A 14,787-nucleotide genomic window follows, 5' to 3' on the forward strand; every position below is an offset into this window, starting at 1 on the left:
GGATCTGGTCCGTAAGCACCAGGGCGGCTGAGTACGGGTACTCAGGCGTGACGGCGATGCCCGCAGCAGGATCGGATCATGTTGTGGTCCGACCCCGAGAACAAGCCGCCGAAGGAACTGCGCGACGCCCAGGACATGATGCGGCGCGCGTGGCTGGTGCTCGCGCTCGCCATGGTGGTCGCGATGATCGCGCTCGGGACTCGGTGACGGCAGCGGCGGCCGGCGTTCCCGGGTGCGGTCCTCGCCGCACCGGCTGATTTGTACGATGGCGCCCATGACTGATCCCGCTCGCCGCCGTCTCGTGCTCGCCTCGCAGTCCCCCGCCCGTCTCGGTCTGCTGCGGCAGGCCGGGTTCGCGCCCGAGGTGATCGTCAGCGGGGTCGACGAGGACGCGTTGAGCGCCCCGACTCCGGCGGAGCTCGCGCTCGTGCTGGCACGGGCCAAGGCCGCGGCGGTGGCCGGGCGGCCGGAGGCCGCGGGAGCGCTGGTCATCGGGTGCGACTCGGTGCTCGAACTGGACGGTGAGGCGCTCGGCAAGCCCGCCGACGCCGAGGAGGCCACGGCCCGCTGGAAGTCCATGCGGGGGCGCTCCGGGGTCCTGCAGACCGGTCACAGCGTGATCGACACCGAGAGCGGGCGCACCGCCTCCGCGACCGCGTCCACGACGGTGCGCTTCGGTGAGCCGTCGGACGCCGAGGTCGCCGCCTACGTGGCCTCCGGCGAACCGCTCCACGTCGCGGGAGCCTTCACCCTCGACGGGCGCTCGGCGCCGTTCGTGGACTCCATCGACGGCGACCCGGGCAACGTCATCGGCCTCTCGCTGCCGTTGCTGCGGCGGCTGCTGGGCGAGCTGGGGGTCCAGGTCACCGACCTCTGGGTCTGAGACCTCCGGGACCGGGGCCTCCGGGACCGGGGCGTGCCCTGCCGGTCAGGCAGGGGCCGGGGCCGTCGGCTGCTCGGGCTCGACAGCGGTGGCCGGTCGCCGGTCGGCGGGGCCGTACGCCACCAGGGTCCACACGACGAGGCCGAGCACCACCATCATGACCGCGAACGCGGACCAGCCCACCAGACCCACCGTCAGGGCGCCCAGCACCCCGTGGATGACGGCACAGGAGATGAGCACGGTCCGGGCGGCACGGCCGGGGGCCCGGTCACGGATGCCGGCCAGCAGGAGCAGCACGCCGCACAGCACCAGGAACAGTCCCGAGATGCCGCCCAGCGCCCAGGTCCCCTTGGACATGACGCCGGGGTCCGTGCCGGCCAGGGACATGTCCTGGTTCTTCACGACCGTTCCCAGGACCACATTGATGATCACGATGCCCACGGCTTCCGCGAACAACACGAGCGCGGCTATGAAAGCCACCGGCCTGCGCACCACGGTGCTCACCCCCTGTTACCTGCAGTACGTGCGATAGCGCGGACCCTACTAACGGGTAATGCTCCGGACAAGGGGTTCGGCGCGCCCTTCGCGCGCCCGCCCGCCCCGGCTTCGCGCCCCCCTTGTGCGCGCCCTCGTGCGTCGGGCAAAGAATCACGCGCCCCTTAGTAGGAAGTCCACAAAGAAACACGGGAAGTCGCAGCCCGGTCCGACAGAGACCTGGACCACACCTCGTGGCTACTGTGCGGTCATGGTTCCCGGCGTACCGTGGTGCCACAAGGGATTTCGCGACTCGAGCAAGCCTCGAATCACACTCCGTGTGGGCAAGCTCACCATTGGGGACGGGTCGTAAGGCCGTGTCGGTTGTCCCTAAACTCAGCTTGTTTCAAGGAGGGAGCCATCGTGCGCAAGGTGCTCATCGCCAACCGTGGCGAAATTGCTGTCCGTGTTGCCCGTGCTTGCCGGGACGCGGGAATCGGGAGCGTGGCCGTCTACGCAGACCCGGACCGCGACGCTCTGCATGTGCGTGCGGCCGACGAGGCATTCGCTCTGGGCGGTGACACCCCGGCCGCCAGCTATCTGGACATGGCCAAGGTGCTCCAGGCGGCCAAGGACTCCGGGGCGGACGCGATCCACCCGGGTTACGGGTTCCTGTCGGAGAACGCCGAGTTCGCCCAGGCCGTGCTCGACGCCGGTCTCACCTGGATCGGCCCGCCGCCGCAGGCGATCCGGGACCTCGGTGACAAGGTCGCGGCCCGTCACATCGCCCAGCGCGCCGGCGCCCCGCTCGTCGCGGGCACCCCGGACCCGGTCGAGGGTTCCGCCGAGGTCGTCGCCTTCGCCGAGGAGCACGGGCTGCCGATCGCGATCAAGGCCGCGTTCGGCGGTGGCGGGCGCGGGCTGAAGGTCGCGCGCACGCTGGAGGAGATCCCGGAGCTGTACGACTCCGCGGTCCGTGAGGCCGTCGCCGCGTTCGGGCGCGGGGAGTGCTTCGTTGAGCGCTACCTCGACAAGCCGCGGCACGTGGAGACCCAGTGCCTGGCCGACACCCACGGCAACGTGGTCGTCGTCTCCACCCGTGACTGCTCGCTCCAGCGCCGCCACCAGAAGCTGGTCGAGGAAGCCCCGGCCCCGTTCCTGTCCGAGGCGCAGAACGCGGAGCTGTACGCGGCGTCCAAGGCGATCCTGAAGGAGGCCGGCTACGTCGGCGCCGGCACGGTCGAGTTCCTGGTCGGCACGGACGGCACGATCTCCTTCCTGGAGGTGAACACCCGCCTCCAGGTGGAGCACCCGGTCACCGAGGAGGTCACCGGCCTCGACCTCGTGCGCGAGATGTTCCGTATCGCCGACGGCGAGGAGCTGGGTTACGACGACCCGGCGGTGCGCGGCCACTCCTTCGAGTTCCGGATCAACGGCGAGGACCCGGGCCGCGGCTTCCTGCCCGCCCCCGGCACCGTCACGGTCTTCGCCCCGCCGACCGGCCCCGGCGTCCGCCTCGACGCGGGCGTGGAGTCCGGCTCGGTCATCGGCCCGGCCTGGGACTCCCTGCTCGCCAAGCTGGTCGTGACCGGTGCGACGCGTGAGCAGGCGCTGCAGCGCGCGGCCCGCGCGCTGGCCGAGTTCAACGTCGAGGGCATGGCCACCGCCATCCCCTTCCACCGCGCGGTCGTCGTCGACCCGGCGTTCACCTCCGCCCCGTTCCGCATCCACACCCGCTGGATCGAGACGGAGTTCGTCAACGAGATCAAGCCGTTCGCCGCTCCCGCCGACGCGGACGCGGACGAGGAGTCCGGCCGCGAGACGGTCGTCGTCGAGGTCGGCGGCAAGCGTCTCGAGGTCTCCCTGCCCTCGTCGCTGGGCATGAGCCTGGCCCGTACGGGCCTCGCGGCGGGCGCCAAGCCCAAGCGCCGCGCGGCGAAGAAGTCCGGCTCCGCAGCCTCCGGCGACACCCTCGCCTCCCCGATGCAGGGCACGATCGTGAAGATCGCCGTGGAGGAGGGCCAGGAGGTCAAGGAGGGCGATCTGATCGTCGTCCTTGAGGCCATGAAGATGGAGCAGCCGCTCAACGCCCACCGTGCCGGCACGGTCAAGGGTCTCGCCGCCGAGGTCGGCACCTCGGTCTCCTCCGGTGCCGTCATCTGCGAGATCAAGGACTGATCCTCGCGACACCTGTTCCACCGGCGCCCCGCTCATGTCCTCGGACGTGACCGGGGCGCCGGTCATTTCTGGTCACAGTCCGGCCGTTCGATGTTACGGAGGGCGACTCCGGTTGCACGATGGCATCCTGGACCCCAGGGCGGACACAGGGAGGACTGCGCAATGGCGACGAGTACGGCACGGACACCGGTCCGCACGCCGGACAAGCCCATGCGCGCCGACGCGCGCCGCAACTACGACCGGCTGCTCACCGAGGCCCGCGACTCCTTCGCCGAGCACGGCACCGACGCGTCCCTGGAGGACGTCGCGCGGCGGGCGGGCGTGGGCATCGGCACGCTGTATCGGCACTTCCCGACCCGGCACGCACTGATGAGCGCGGTCTTCCAGGAGGCGGTGGCCTCCCTGATCACCCGCTCCCGCGAACTGGCCGAGGCGGAGCAGCCGTGCACCGGCCTGGTGGAGTGGCTGGGCGCGCTCATCACTCATGCGGGTGAGTACCGGGGGCTGGCCCAGGCGCTCATGTCGACGTGCCGCGACGAGACCTCGGCTCTTTCGCCGTGCAATGTGCCGTTGCGCGAGGCGGGTTCGGTGCTGCTGCGCCGGGCGCAGACGAGCGGGGCCGTGCGGGCCGACGTGTCCATCGACGACCTGATGCAGCTGACGAACGCGATCGCGCTGGCCGCCGAGCAGTCGCCGGACGATCCGGAGCTGGCGGAGCGGTTGCTGACGCTGACGCTGCAGGGCCTGAAGGGGCGGCCGAACCCCGGGCATACAGTCCCCTCCGGCGACTGACGAGCGCAGGCCCGGACAGATCGAACCCCACCGCCGACCGACGAACGCAGGCCCGGACAGCTCAAGCCCCTCCGGCGACTGACGAGCGCAGGCCCGGACCGAACACAGCCCGGGGGGCTGCGCCCCCGAAACCCGCTACCTGCGGCGCAGGTCCGCCACTCTCGCCCGGTCCGCCTGACCGCCCTGCTCCGCCAGCACCGCCGCCCCCCGCACCTGCTGCGCGTGCGTCCGCCGCTGCCCCGGCAGGGGCATGTCGCGGCGGGCGGACCTGCCGGGTGGCGCGGGGTCGGCCGAGGCGGGGCCGCCTCCGGCGCCCGCAACCGCGATCTGCACGCCCTGGTCCGCCAGGGCCTGCAGCTCCGCGGCCGCCCGGTCGTCGTGCGCGGCCGGTTCGTCGGTCACCAGACGGGTGATGAGGTCCGTCGGCACGGTCTGGAACATGGTGTCGGAGCCGAGCTTGGTGTGGTCGGCGAGGACCACCACCTCCCCCGCGGCCTGCACCAGCGCCCGGTCCACACTCGCGGAGAGCATGTTGGACGTGGAGAGTCCGCGTTCGGCGGTGAGCCCGCTCCCGGACAGGAAGGCGCGCGAGACCCGCAGCCCCTGGAGCGACTGCTCGGCCCCGCTGCCCACCAGGGCGTAGTTGGAGCCGCGCAGGGTGCCCCCGGTCATCACCACTTCCACCCGGTTGGCATGGGCCAACGCCTGGGCGACGAGCAGTGAGTTGGTGACCACGGTCAGACCGGGGACCCGCGCGAGCCGGCGGGCCAGCTCCTGCGTGGTCGTACCGGCGCCGACCACGATGGCCTCGCCCTCTTCGACGAGACCGGCGGCCAGGTCGGCGATGGCCGTTTTCTCCGCGGTGGCGAGATGGGATTTCTGTGGAAAGCCGGACTCCCGCGTAAAACCGCCCGGCAAGACCGCACCGCCGTGCCGGCGGTCGAGGAGTCCTTCTGCCTCCAGTGCCCGCACGTCCCGCCGTACGGTCACTTCGGAGGTCTGGACGACGCGGGCGAGCTCACGGAGCGATACCGCCCCGTTGGCACGCACCATTTCGAGGATCAACTGACGACGTTCTGCAGCGAACACAGAACTGACAGTAACGTGACCGCCCGAGCGTTTTCAGCTGTTTGCGCCGAATAACAGAAGTTGTACATACAAGGGGCCGCCAAGTGGTATAGGCGGCCCCGTTGTTGTTCCGTACTGATCGAGCGGCGGTCAACGGACCGCCTGAGTTGCCGGGGGTTGCCGGGGAATGCCGGGTTCCCGGGGCTCCCCCGGAGGTGGTTACCCCTCGCCCGCCTGCTTCCGGGTGTGCAACTGACGGGCCACTTCCGCGATCGATCCCGACAGGGAGGGATACACAGTGAAGGCGTTTGCGATCTGTTCCACGGTCAGATTGTTGTCGACCGCGATCGAGATGGGGTGGATCAGCTCGCTCGCCTTCGGCGCGACGACGCAGCCGCCGACCACGATGCCGGTTCCGGGACGGCAGAAGATCTTGACGAAGCCGTCGCGGATGCCCTGCATCTTGGCGCGGGGGTTGCGCAGCAGCGGGAGCTTGACGACCCGGGCGTCGATCTTGCCGGCGTCGACGTCGGCCTGGCTGTAGCCGACCGTGGCGATCTCGGGATCGGTGAAGACGTTCGAGGAGACCGTCTTCAGGTTCAGCGGGGCCACCGCGTCACCGAGGAAGTGGTACATCGCGATCCGGCCCTGCATGGCGGCGACCGACGCGAGGGCGAAGATCCCGGTGACGTCACCGGCGGCGTAGACGCCGGGCGCGCTGGTGCGGGAGACCTTGTCGGTCCAGATGTGGCCCGAGTCCTTGAGCCGGACCCCGGCGTCCTCCAGGCCCATGCCGGCGCTGTTCGGGATCGCGCCGACCGCCATCAGGCAGTGCGAGCCGGTGATGACCCGGCCGTCGGCGAGGGTCACCTCGACCCGGTCGCCGACCCGCTTGGCGGACTGGGCGCGGGAGCGGGCCATCACGTTCATGCCGCGGCGCCGGAAGACGTCCTCCAGGACGGCCGCCGCGTCCGGGTCCTCGCCCGGCAGCACCCGGTCGCGGGAGGAGACGAGGGTGACGCGGGAGCCGAGGGCCTGGTAGGCGCCGGCGAACTCGGCGCCGGTGACACCCGAGCCGACCACGATGAGCTCCTCGGGGAGCTCGTCGAGGTCGTAGACCTGGGTCCAGTTCAGGATCCGCTCACCGTCGGGGAGCGCGTCCGGGATCTCCCGGGGGTGGCCGCCGGTGGCGATCAGCACGGCGTCCGCCGTGAGCGTCTCCTCCGTGCCGTCGGCCGCGGTGACGACGACCTGGCGGGAGCCGTCGGCGGCCTGGAGGCCCTCCAGACGGCCGCGCCCGCGCATCACCCGTGCGCCCGCCCGGGTGACGGAGGCGGTGATGTCGTGGGACTGGGCGAGCGCCAGGCGCTTCACCCGTCGGTTGACCTTGCCCAGGTCGACGCCGACCACACGCGCCGCCTGCTCCATGTGCGGCGTGTCGTCCGCGACGATGATGCCGAGCTCCTCGTACGAGGAGTCGAAGGTGGTCATCACCTCTGCCGTCGCGATCAGGGTCTTCGAGGGCACGCAGTCGGTGAGCACGGACGCGCCGCCGAGGCCGTCACAGTCGACGACGGTCACCTCCGCGCCGAGCTGGGCGCCCACCAATGCCGCCTCGTACCCGCCGGGTCCGCCGCCGATGATCACGATCCGGGTCACGAAAAGTCCGCCTCGCGTTTCTCGTCCCGCGGCCGTCTGCTGTCCCGGCCGGGGGTCCGGGGGGCCGCCCCGGGGGAATGCAGTACGTACTTCATTGTCCCGCACGCGCCAAGGTGCTTCGCCCCGGGGCCCTCCATACGTGCGCCGGAGCGCCGCGGACACGGGCAGCGGCCGGTGCATCCGACCCCCGGGCGGGGTTGTTCCTCTCAGGAATCGACGCTCCCGGTGCCACCTCCCGTACCCTCGATCCCATGTCGCTCTACGCCGCGTACGCCGGCAACCTCGACGCGCGGCTGATGACGCGCCGCGCACCGCACTCCCCGCTGCGCGGTACCGGCTGGCTGAACGGCTGGCGGCTGACGTTCGGCGGCGAGCAGATGGGCTGGGAGGGTGCGCTGGCCACGGTGGTCGAGGCGCCGCGCTCCCAGGTCTTCGTGGCCCTGTACGACCTGGCGCCGATGGACGAGGACTCCATGGACCGCTGGGAGGGCGTCGGCCTGGACATCTACCGCCGCATGCGGGTCCGGGTGCACACCCTGGACGGCGAGGAGCCGGCCTGGATGTACGTGCTGAACGGATACGAGGGCGGCCTGCCGTCGGCCCGCTATCTGGGCGAGGTGGCCGACGCGGCCGACTCCGCGGGCGCGCCGCACGATTATGTGATGGAACTCCGCAAGCGCCCCTGCTGAGCTGCGCGGGGCAGCTCTGATCTGCTCTTTCGCATGATCATCGCCAGGTGACTGTGGGAACACACGAACGAACACGGCGAGACTCTGTCCAGGAGCATCTACGCGCGTAGGGAATCAGCGGTTACGCTCATCCGCGTGAACGCATCAGTTATTCCGGACCACATCCAGGGCGACCCGCACGCCGCCGCTGCCGACGCCGCCGCCCGCCTGCGCGAGCTGACCGGTGCCGAGACCCACGACGTCGCCCTCGTGATGGGGTCCGGCTGGGCGCCGGCCGGCGATGCGCTCGGTGCTCCGGAGGCCGAGTTCCCGGTCACGGACCTGCCCGGATTCCCGGCCCCTGCCGTCGAGGGTCACGGCGGCACGATCCGCTCGTACCGCATCGGCGAGAAGCGCGCCCTCGTCTTCCTGGGCCGTACGCACTACTACGAGGGACGTGGCGTCGCAGCCGTGGCGCACGGAGTGCGTACCGCCGTCGCCGCGGGCTGCAAGACCGTCGTGCTGACCAACGGCTGCGGCGGCCTGCGCGAGGGCATGCGCCCCGGGCAGCCGGTCCTGATCAGTGACCACATCAACCTCACGGCGGCGTCGCCGATCATCGGCGCCAACTTCGTCGACCTGACCGACCTGTACTCCCCGCGGCTGCGGGCGCTGTGCAAGGAGATCGACGAGACCCTCGAAGAGGGCGTGTACGTGCAGTTCCCCGGCCCGCACTACGAGACCCCGGCCGAGATCAACATGGTCCGGGTCATGGGCGGCGACCTCGTCGGCATGTCCACCGTGCTGGAGGCCATCGCGGCCCGCGAGGCCGGTGCGGAGGTGCTGGGCATCTCCCTGGTGACGAACCTGGCGGCGGGGCTGAGCGGGGAGCCGCTGAACCACGAAGAGGTACTGCAGGCGGGGCGCGACTCGGCGACCCGGATGGGAGCGCTGCTGGCGAGGGTCCTGGACCGGATCTGATCCGACCAGGCTCCGGCCGTTCCGGGGGCGCTGCCCCGTGCCCGCACTCCTCAGTCCCCCGGACGCCGTCCGGGGGCCGGGGCTGGGGTTTCGCCCCTTCGGCGCGGAGTCCCGTCCTCGCCGCCGCGTTCGAGGCGCGAGGCCCGGGCGGTACTGCCCCACCTCCAGCCTCGCCGGTGTCGGGGGGCGCGAGGACTGGGGCGCAGCCCCCACCTCCAGCCTCGCCGACGTTTGAGGCGCGGGGTCCGGCGGTACAGCCCCCCTTCCAGCCTCGCCGGCGTTCGAGGCGCGGGGTCCGGGGCGGAGCCCCGGTTACGGGAAGGGGCGGGCAGGGGACAAGACCCACCGCAGGCGCACCCCACCCGCACCCCACCCGTACCGCACTTCGACTCACCGCACCCCACCCCCCGAAAGGCGGACCACCGTGCAGCAGGAGCAGGACCTCATCGCCCGGGCCAGGACCTGGCTCGCCGAGGACCCCGACCCCGAGACCCGCGACGAGCTCGCCAAGCTCATCGAAGCCGAGGACCTCGACGAGCTCGGCGCACGGTTCGCCGGCACGCTCCAGTTCGGCACCGCAGGACTCCGCGGTGAGATCGGCGCAGGCCCGATGCGGATGAACCGCGCCGTCGTCATCCGTGCCGCCGCCGGGCTCGCCGCGTACCTGAAGGACCAGGGCCAGGACGGCGGCCTCGTCGTGATCGGGTACGACGCCCGCTACAAGTCCACCGACTTCGCCAGGGACACCGCCGCCGTGATGACCGGCGCCGGCCTGCGGGCAGCCGTGCTCCCCCGCCCGCTCCCCACCCCCGTCCTGGCGTACGCCATAAGGCATCTGGGGGCCGTCGCGGGCGTCGAGGTCACCGCCAGCCACAACCCGCCGCGCGACAACGGCTACAAGGTCTACCTCGGCGACGGCTCGCAGATCGTGCCGCCGGCCGACGGCGAGATCGCCGCCGCCATCGCCGCGGTCGGCCCACTGGACACCGTGCCCCGCCCCGACAGCGGCTGGGAGACCCTCGGCGACGAGGTCCTGGACGCCTACCTGGCACGCACGGACGCGGTACTGGCCGACGGTTCGCCGCGCACCGCCCGCGTCGTCTACACGGCCATGCACGGCGTCGGCACGTCCGTGCTCACCGCCGCCTTCGACCGAGCCGGCTTCCCCGCCCCGGTCCTCGTCGCCGAACAGGCCGAGCCCGACCCCGCGTTCCCCACCGTGGCCTTCCCCAATCCGGAGGAGCCCGGCGCGATGGATCTCGCGTTCGCCACCGCGCGCCGCTCGGACCCGGACATCATCATCGCCAACGACCCGGACGCGGACCGCTGCGCCGTCGCCGTCCCGGACCCGGCGGCGGACGGCGGCTGGCGGATGCTGCGCGGCGACGAGGTCGGCGCACTGCTCGCCGCCCACCTCGTCGGACGCGGTGTCACCGGCGTCCTCGCCGAGTCGATCGTTTCCTCGTCCCTCCTCGGCCGGATCGCGGAGAAGGCGGGCCTCGGCTACGAGGAGACGCTCACCGGCTTCAAGTGGATCGCCCGCGTGGAGGGTCTGCGGTACGGCTACGAGGAGGCGCTCGGCTACTGCGTCGACCCGGACGGCGTCCGCGACAAGGACGGCATCACGGCCGCGCTCCTGGTCGCCGAACTCGCCTCCGTACTCAAGGAACAGGGCCGCACGCTGCTCGACCTGCTGGACGACCTCGCGGTCGAGCACGGGCTGCACGCCACCGACCAGCTGTCGGTCCGGGTGGAGGACCTGTCCGTCATCGCGGACGCCATGCGCCGCCTGCGCGAGCAGCCGCCGACGGCACTCGCGGGCCTGGCCGTCACCTCGGCCGAGGACCTGTCGCACGGCACCGCGCTCCTGCCGCCCACCGACGGGCTGCGCTACCACCTGGAGGGCGCCCGGGTGATCGTCCGCCCGAGCGGCACCGAGCCGAAGCTCAAGTGCTACCTGGAGGTCGTGGTGCCGGTCGCCTCGGCGGCCGAACTGCCCGCGGCCCGAGCGAAGGGCACGGAGCTGCTGTCCGGCATCAAGCGGGACCTGGCGGCCGCGGCCGGGATCTGATCCGGGGAAGGACCGGCTCACGTACGCATCGGGTACGCATCAGGTACGCATCGGGTACGTGAAGCCGGTGTCCGGGCCGCTCACCCTCCCATCTCAGGCGGTCATCACCTTGGACTTCCTCGCCGCGTACGACGCGGTCCCCGAGTCGGACGCACCGCGGCGGATCGACCTGCTCCGCCGGAAGACGGCCACGGACAGGGCCGGGCTCTTCCGGGAGCTGCGTGCGAAGCGGCCCGTGTTCGCCACCCCCCTCGGCGTCTTCGTCACCCGGCACGCGGATGTCCTGGAGGTGCTGTCCGCCCCGGAGGTCTTCACGGTCGGCGTCCTCGGGCCCGCCAGGATCATCTGCCCGTACCCGCGCTCGCGCCAGTGCACGTCAGCGCCGTCGCGGGCGAGGACGAACGGGGCGCCCAGCACCTCTTCGAGCACGGGGGAAGCGTGTGCGAGCCGCTCCACGGACGGTGCGACGCCGAACGGCTCGCACGACTGCGCACCTGATCATTCAGACACGCGCCCGGGACGGCCGCATGCCCACGGCGCATCCGGGTGTCCCGGTCCGCGGACCGCGGTCCCCGAGCCCGCCGGGCCGGACGTCCGCCCCTACGGTCCGGCCCCTGGCGGAAAAGGTCCCGGTTCCGGAGAAGGTCCCGGCCCCGGAGAACACCCGGCCTCCACCTTCACCTCCAACTCGCTTCACCCATCCGCCCGTTGAACAAACCCGTTGCCGGCGGGGCCTGTTCGCCCACCTCGGAATCGGTCGGCCCCGATCCGGCAAGAGTCACTTTCGGGCCAACTACGTGCCGAAAAAGACCATTCGCGAACGAGGCGCGATCCACCACCCGCACGGTTTCGCAGGCGCCGGAGACATGGCCAGAAATGCCCGACCCCAGGAGGGAAAGAGCACCGGTCCGCAGGCCATCCCGGCCGAAAACGGCTGTTCCTGTTCCTCGGACAGCTTGATAACTTCCGGGACTTAGCGCTATCGAAAAGTGCACTCGAAAGGGTGGTAGATGACCTCCCCAGCTCCAGCACCGAAGATCCCGCAGCTATGGGTTCCACTCCCGTCGGGGATCCACCCGAGTTGGCGTGAGATCGACGAACGCTCGGCTGCCTGGCTCGATCGGTTCGGCCTGTACTCCGACCGGGCGCAGCGCGAACGGCTGACGCGCATCTCCGTCGGGGAGATAACCAGCCGCGGTGCACCGTCCGGGCGCCTCGCCGCCCTTCAGTGGACTTCGGACTTCCTGATGTGGCTCTTCGCCTTCGACGACGAGTACTGCGACGAGGGGCCGGTCTCGGCATCCCCGGACGCCACCCTGCTCATCATCACCAAGCTCCAGCGCATCATCGAAGTCCCCTGGGCCGCTGTCACCGAGGACAGCTACAGCGCCGCCCTGCTGGAGCTCCGCCTGCGGCTCGACGAATTGACCACACCCGTGCAGACCGCCCGCTGGGCCGCCGGATTCCGCGCCTACCTCCAGGGCCAGGTATGGATGGCCGCCAACAGCGCCCACGGAAGGATTCCCACCCTCTCCGACCACCTGGCGGTCCGGCTCGACTCCTCCGCAGTCAAGATCTTCTCGACCCTCAGCGAGATCATCCACGGATACGACCTCCCCGCGGCCGATTACGAGCGCCAAGACGTCCGCGGGTTCGTCGAGGTCTTCGCCTCGATCATCGGCTGGTCGAACGACCTGGTGTCCTACCACAAGGAGCGCCAACGCAGCCAAGAGGGATACGGAAACATCGTCGACCTGATCGCGTACGAGCAGAAGTGCTCCCTCGCCGAAGCGGTCAGCGCGACCGCCATGATGCACACCCGCGCCATGACCCTCTACCTCCGCCTGCGCGACCAGATCCTGCGCGACGCCGGCCCGGAACTCCACCGCTGGATCGCGGACTGCGACCACTGGATCCGCGCCGACTACGACTGGTCCCTCACCACCAACCGCTACGTCAATCCGGAGAATCCCGCCGACCTGCCCGCCGGCAGCGCCACCTCCCCCTTCCAGGAGCGGGAAGCGGACCAGCCTCTGCCGATCGCCAGCATCGCCTGGTGGTGGACCCTGCTCAAGGACCGGTGATCCCCCGGCCGCGGCGTCTGCGGCCGGGGTCTGCGGCCGGCGTCTGTGGCCGGGGGCGTCCGCAGCCGAGGTCTGTGCCCGGGTGTGTCCGGGCGTCTGCCGCCCGGACACGGACGCCCGGGCCGCGAGGGGCCCGTCAGCCGATCGCGAGCAGCACGACCAGCAGCACCGCGCCCGCCACGGCCGGTGCGATGATCTCGTACGCCCAGCGCACCGACTTGAGGGTGCCCTCGGCGGCGGGATTGTCGCCCGCGCGCTCGGCCAGCGCCCTCAGGTCGGCGACCGCCTGGTCGGCGGCCGCCGTCCGCGCCTTCGTGTCGCGCACGTCGGCAGTGACGGACGTCCTGCGGTACGGGTCGTCCATCGACTGCCGGGACTGGTGACGGGCGGCCTTCTTGCGCTGCCGCAGCGACACCGGGACGGACCAGAGCTGGAACTTCTCGTCGTCGCGCGTGAGGAGCTCGGTCGAGTACCCGGCCCGGACCTCCGCGACGTCGGTCCACGGCAGCGTGATCGTCCGGAACGGGTTGCGGATCCGGATACGCTCGGTGTCGGCGCGCACCACGGGGCGCAGAGTGAAGGCGACGACCAGCGGCACCACGGTGAGCAGCGCGGCCAGGGCCAGCCACGGCGTGCGACCCTCGCCCCGGATCACGGCGTCCACTCCGATCCAGCAGACGAGCAGGAGCAGCAGGGCACCCCCGACCAGCCCGCCGGGCGACCGGTACGTCCGGTCGGCGTAGGTGGGCTCGGAGGGCGGTGTGGGGCTCGTCATGAGCCCGATTCTGCCTGACGTGCGCGCCGGACGCGGGGGCGGCCGCCCGGACACGCGTACGGAGACCGTCGGACGCGCGTGCGGAGACCGGCAGGACGGGCCCCGTACGCGCGTTCGCGTCGCGCCGCGGGGCCGCGCGATGCGCGAATGGGCGGGGCCCCTGTACAGGCCGCTACGCGCGTAGATATGCTCATCTGGTGACCATGCCCACCACTGCTCCCGCATTCGCCGACGCGACGGCGTCCGACAGTGCGCTGCGCCGCTTCCTGCACGGGCTGCCCGGCGTCGACGCCGTCGGCCTCGAAGCGCGCGCCGCCTCGCTCGGAACCCGTTCGATCAAGACGACGGCCAAGGCGTACGCCATCGACCTGGCCATTTCGATGATCGACCTGACGACGCTGGAAGGCTCGGACACCCCGGGCAAGGTCCGCGCGCTCGCCGCCAAGGCCGTCCATCCCGATCCCACCGACCGCACGACCCCGCGCACCGCGGCGGTCTGCGTCTACCCCGACATGGCGGCGACCGCGGTCGCCGCCCTGGCCGGTTCCGGCGTGAAGGTGGCGTCCGTCGCGACGGCCTTCCCGGCCGGCCGCGCCGCGCTCGACGTGAAGCTCGCGGACGTCCGCGACGCCGTGGCGGCCGGGGCCGACGAGATCGACATGGTGATCGACCGCGGCGCCTTCCTCTCCGGCCGCTACCTGAAGGTGTACGAGGAGATCCTCGCCGTGAAGGCCGAGTGCGGCTCCGCGCGCCTGAAGGTGATCTTCGAGACCGGTGAGCTGTCCACGTACGACAACATCCGCCGCGCCTCCTGGCTCGGGATGCTGGCGGGCGCGGACTTCATCAAGACGTCGACCGGCAAGGTCGGGGTCAACGCCACCCCCGCGAACACCCTGCTGATGCTGGAGGCGGTGCGCGACTTCCGCGCGCAGACCGGCATCCAGATCGGCGTGAAGCCGGCCGGCGGCATCCGCACCTCCAAGGACGCGATCAAGTTCCTCGTCCTGGTCAACGAGACGGCGGGCGAGGACTGGCTGGACAACCACTGGTTCCGCTTCGGCGCCTCCAGCCTGCTGAACGACCTGCTGATGCAGCGCCAGAAGCTCAGCACCGGCCGTTACTCCGGCCCCGATTACGTGACGGTGGACTGATTC

At 71.3% G+C, this 14,787-nt stretch carries 14 protein-coding genes; 9 read left to right on the forward strand and 5 right to left on the reverse strand.

All coding sequences use genetic code 11. From position 1 onward, the window contains the following. Window positions 1-78: 78 nt before the first annotated feature. Both mmpB and ABT025_RS03510 read left to right on the forward strand, forming a co-directional pair. A complete protein-coding gene (mmpB, locus tag ABT025_RS03505; RefSeq protein ID WP_350989353.1) occupies window positions 79-207 on the forward strand; it encodes a morphogenic membrane protein MmpB in 129 nt (42 codons plus the stop codon). A 58-nt stretch (window positions 208-265) separates the two neighbouring features. Next, the gene (locus tag ABT025_RS03510) at window positions 266-883 is read left to right on the forward strand and encodes a Maf family protein (protein WP_350989355.1); all 618 of its coding nucleotides are present in this window, start codon (window positions 266-268) and stop codon (window positions 881-883) included. A gap of 45 nt (window positions 884-928) precedes the next feature. Here the strand turns inward: ABT025_RS03510 and ABT025_RS03515 are convergent, their stop codons facing one another. Then, entirely contained in the window at window positions 929-1,387 is a 459-nt protein-coding gene (locus ABT025_RS03515; protein ID WP_350989357.1) for a hypothetical protein, read from the reverse strand. A 393-nt stretch (window positions 1,388-1,780) separates the two neighbouring features. Here ABT025_RS03515 and ABT025_RS03520 point away from each other — a divergent pair, with 393 nt between their 5' ends. Together ABT025_RS03520 and ABT025_RS03525 are read left to right on the forward strand one after the other, a co-directional pair. Then, entirely contained in the window at window positions 1,781-3,535 is a 1,755-nt protein-coding gene (locus ABT025_RS03520) for an acetyl/propionyl/methylcrotonyl-CoA carboxylase subunit alpha (RefSeq protein WP_350989359.1), read from the forward strand. Between the two features lie 162 nt (window positions 3,536-3,697). Then, the gene (locus ABT025_RS03525) at window positions 3,698-4,327 is read left to right on the forward strand and encodes a TetR/AcrR family transcriptional regulator (RefSeq protein ID WP_350989361.1); all 630 of its coding nucleotides are present in this window, start codon (window positions 3,698-3,700) and stop codon (window positions 4,325-4,327) included. A 135-nt stretch (window positions 4,328-4,462) separates the two neighbouring features. Here the strand turns inward: ABT025_RS03525 and ABT025_RS03530 are convergent, their stop codons facing one another. Further along, window positions 4,463-5,416: a DeoR/GlpR family DNA-binding transcription regulator gene (locus ABT025_RS03530; RefSeq protein ID WP_350989363.1), complete on the reverse strand. Its 954-nt coding sequence runs from the start codon at window positions 5,414-5,416 to the stop codon at window positions 4,463-4,465. A 198-nt stretch (window positions 5,417-5,614) separates the two neighbouring features. Beyond that, window positions 5,615-7,054: an NAD(P)H-quinone dehydrogenase gene (locus ABT025_RS03535; RefSeq protein ID WP_350989365.1), complete on the reverse strand. Its 1,440-nt coding sequence runs from the start codon at window positions 7,052-7,054 to the stop codon at window positions 5,615-5,617. Window positions 7,055-7,305: 251 nt separating this feature from the next. Between ABT025_RS03535 and ABT025_RS03540 the strand changes: the two genes are divergently transcribed. From ABT025_RS03540 to ABT025_RS03550, 3 genes are all read left to right on the forward strand, one after another. Next, complete coding sequence (locus tag ABT025_RS03540; RefSeq protein ID WP_136327705.1) at window positions 7,306-7,743, forward strand: gamma-glutamylcyclotransferase family protein; 438 nt, start codon at window positions 7,306-7,308, stop codon at window positions 7,741-7,743. A gap of 135 nt (window positions 7,744-7,878) precedes the next feature. Then, window positions 7,879-8,703: a purine-nucleoside phosphorylase gene (locus ABT025_RS03545; RefSeq protein WP_350989367.1), complete on the forward strand. Its 825-nt coding sequence runs from the start codon at window positions 7,879-7,881 to the stop codon at window positions 8,701-8,703. 424 nt (window positions 8,704-9,127) lie between these two features. Continuing rightward, on the forward strand, window positions 9,128-10,774 hold the full coding sequence (locus ABT025_RS03550) for a phospho-sugar mutase (RefSeq protein ID WP_350989369.1): 1,647 nt from the start codon (window positions 9,128-9,130) through the stop codon (window positions 10,772-10,774). Between the two features lie 93 nt (window positions 10,775-10,867). Here the strand turns inward: ABT025_RS03550 and ABT025_RS03555 are convergent, their stop codons facing one another. Next, window positions 10,868-11,203, reverse strand: a complete 336-nt coding sequence (locus ABT025_RS03555; RefSeq protein ID WP_350989371.1) for a hypothetical protein — start codon at window positions 11,201-11,203, stop codon at window positions 10,868-10,870. Between the two features lie 581 nt (window positions 11,204-11,784). Here ABT025_RS03555 and ABT025_RS03560 point away from each other — a divergent pair. Next, window positions 11,785-12,858, forward strand: a complete 1,074-nt coding sequence (locus ABT025_RS03560) for a (+)-(1(10)E,4E,6S,7R)-germacradien-6-ol synthase (RefSeq protein ID WP_350989373.1) — start codon at window positions 11,785-11,787, stop codon at window positions 12,856-12,858. Window positions 12,859-12,994: 136 nt separating this feature from the next. Here the strand turns inward: ABT025_RS03560 and ABT025_RS03565 are convergent, their stop codons facing one another. Further along, window positions 12,995-13,633, reverse strand: a complete 639-nt coding sequence (locus ABT025_RS03565) for a PH domain-containing protein (RefSeq protein ID WP_350989375.1) — start codon at window positions 13,631-13,633, stop codon at window positions 12,995-12,997. A gap of 203 nt (window positions 13,634-13,836) precedes the next feature. Between ABT025_RS03565 and deoC the strand changes: the two genes are divergently transcribed. Beyond that, complete coding sequence (gene deoC, locus ABT025_RS03570) at window positions 13,837-14,784, forward strand: deoxyribose-phosphate aldolase (RefSeq protein WP_350989433.1); 948 nt, start codon at window positions 13,837-13,839, stop codon at window positions 14,782-14,784. Window positions 14,785-14,787 lie beyond the last annotated feature (3 nt).

This window comes from Streptomyces sp. NPDC002809 (genome assembly GCF_040295435.1).
Lineage (GTDB): Bacteria > Actinomycetota > Actinomycetes > Streptomycetales > Streptomycetaceae > Streptomyces.

Excerpts from the sequence above, each read along its gene's own strand:
- mmpB (WP_350989353.1), top strand. The coding sequence starts at position 79 with ATGTTGTGGTCCGACCCCGAGAACAAGCCGCCGAAGGAACTGCGCGAC.
- ABT025_RS03510 (WP_350989355.1), top strand. The coding sequence starts at position 266 with ATGGCGCCCATGACTGATCCCGCTCGCCGCCGTCTCGTGCTCGCCTCG.
- ABT025_RS03525 (WP_350989361.1), top strand. The coding sequence starts at position 3,698 with ATGGCGACGAGTACGGCACGGACACCGGTCCGCACGCCGGACAAGCCC.
- ABT025_RS03540 (WP_136327705.1), top strand. The coding sequence starts at position 7,306 with ATGTCGCTCTACGCCGCGTACGCCGGCAACCTCGACGCGCGGCTGATG.
- ABT025_RS03560 (WP_350989373.1), top strand. The coding sequence starts at position 11,785 with ATGACCTCCCCAGCTCCAGCACCGAAGATCCCGCAGCTATGGGTTCCA.
- ABT025_RS03565 (WP_350989375.1), bottom strand. The coding sequence starts at position 13,633 with ATGACGAGCCCCACACCGCCCTCCGAGCCCACCTACGCCGACCGGACG.
- deoC (WP_350989433.1), top strand. The coding sequence starts at position 13,837 with ATGCCCACCACTGCTCCCGCATTCGCCGACGCGACGGCGTCCGACAGT.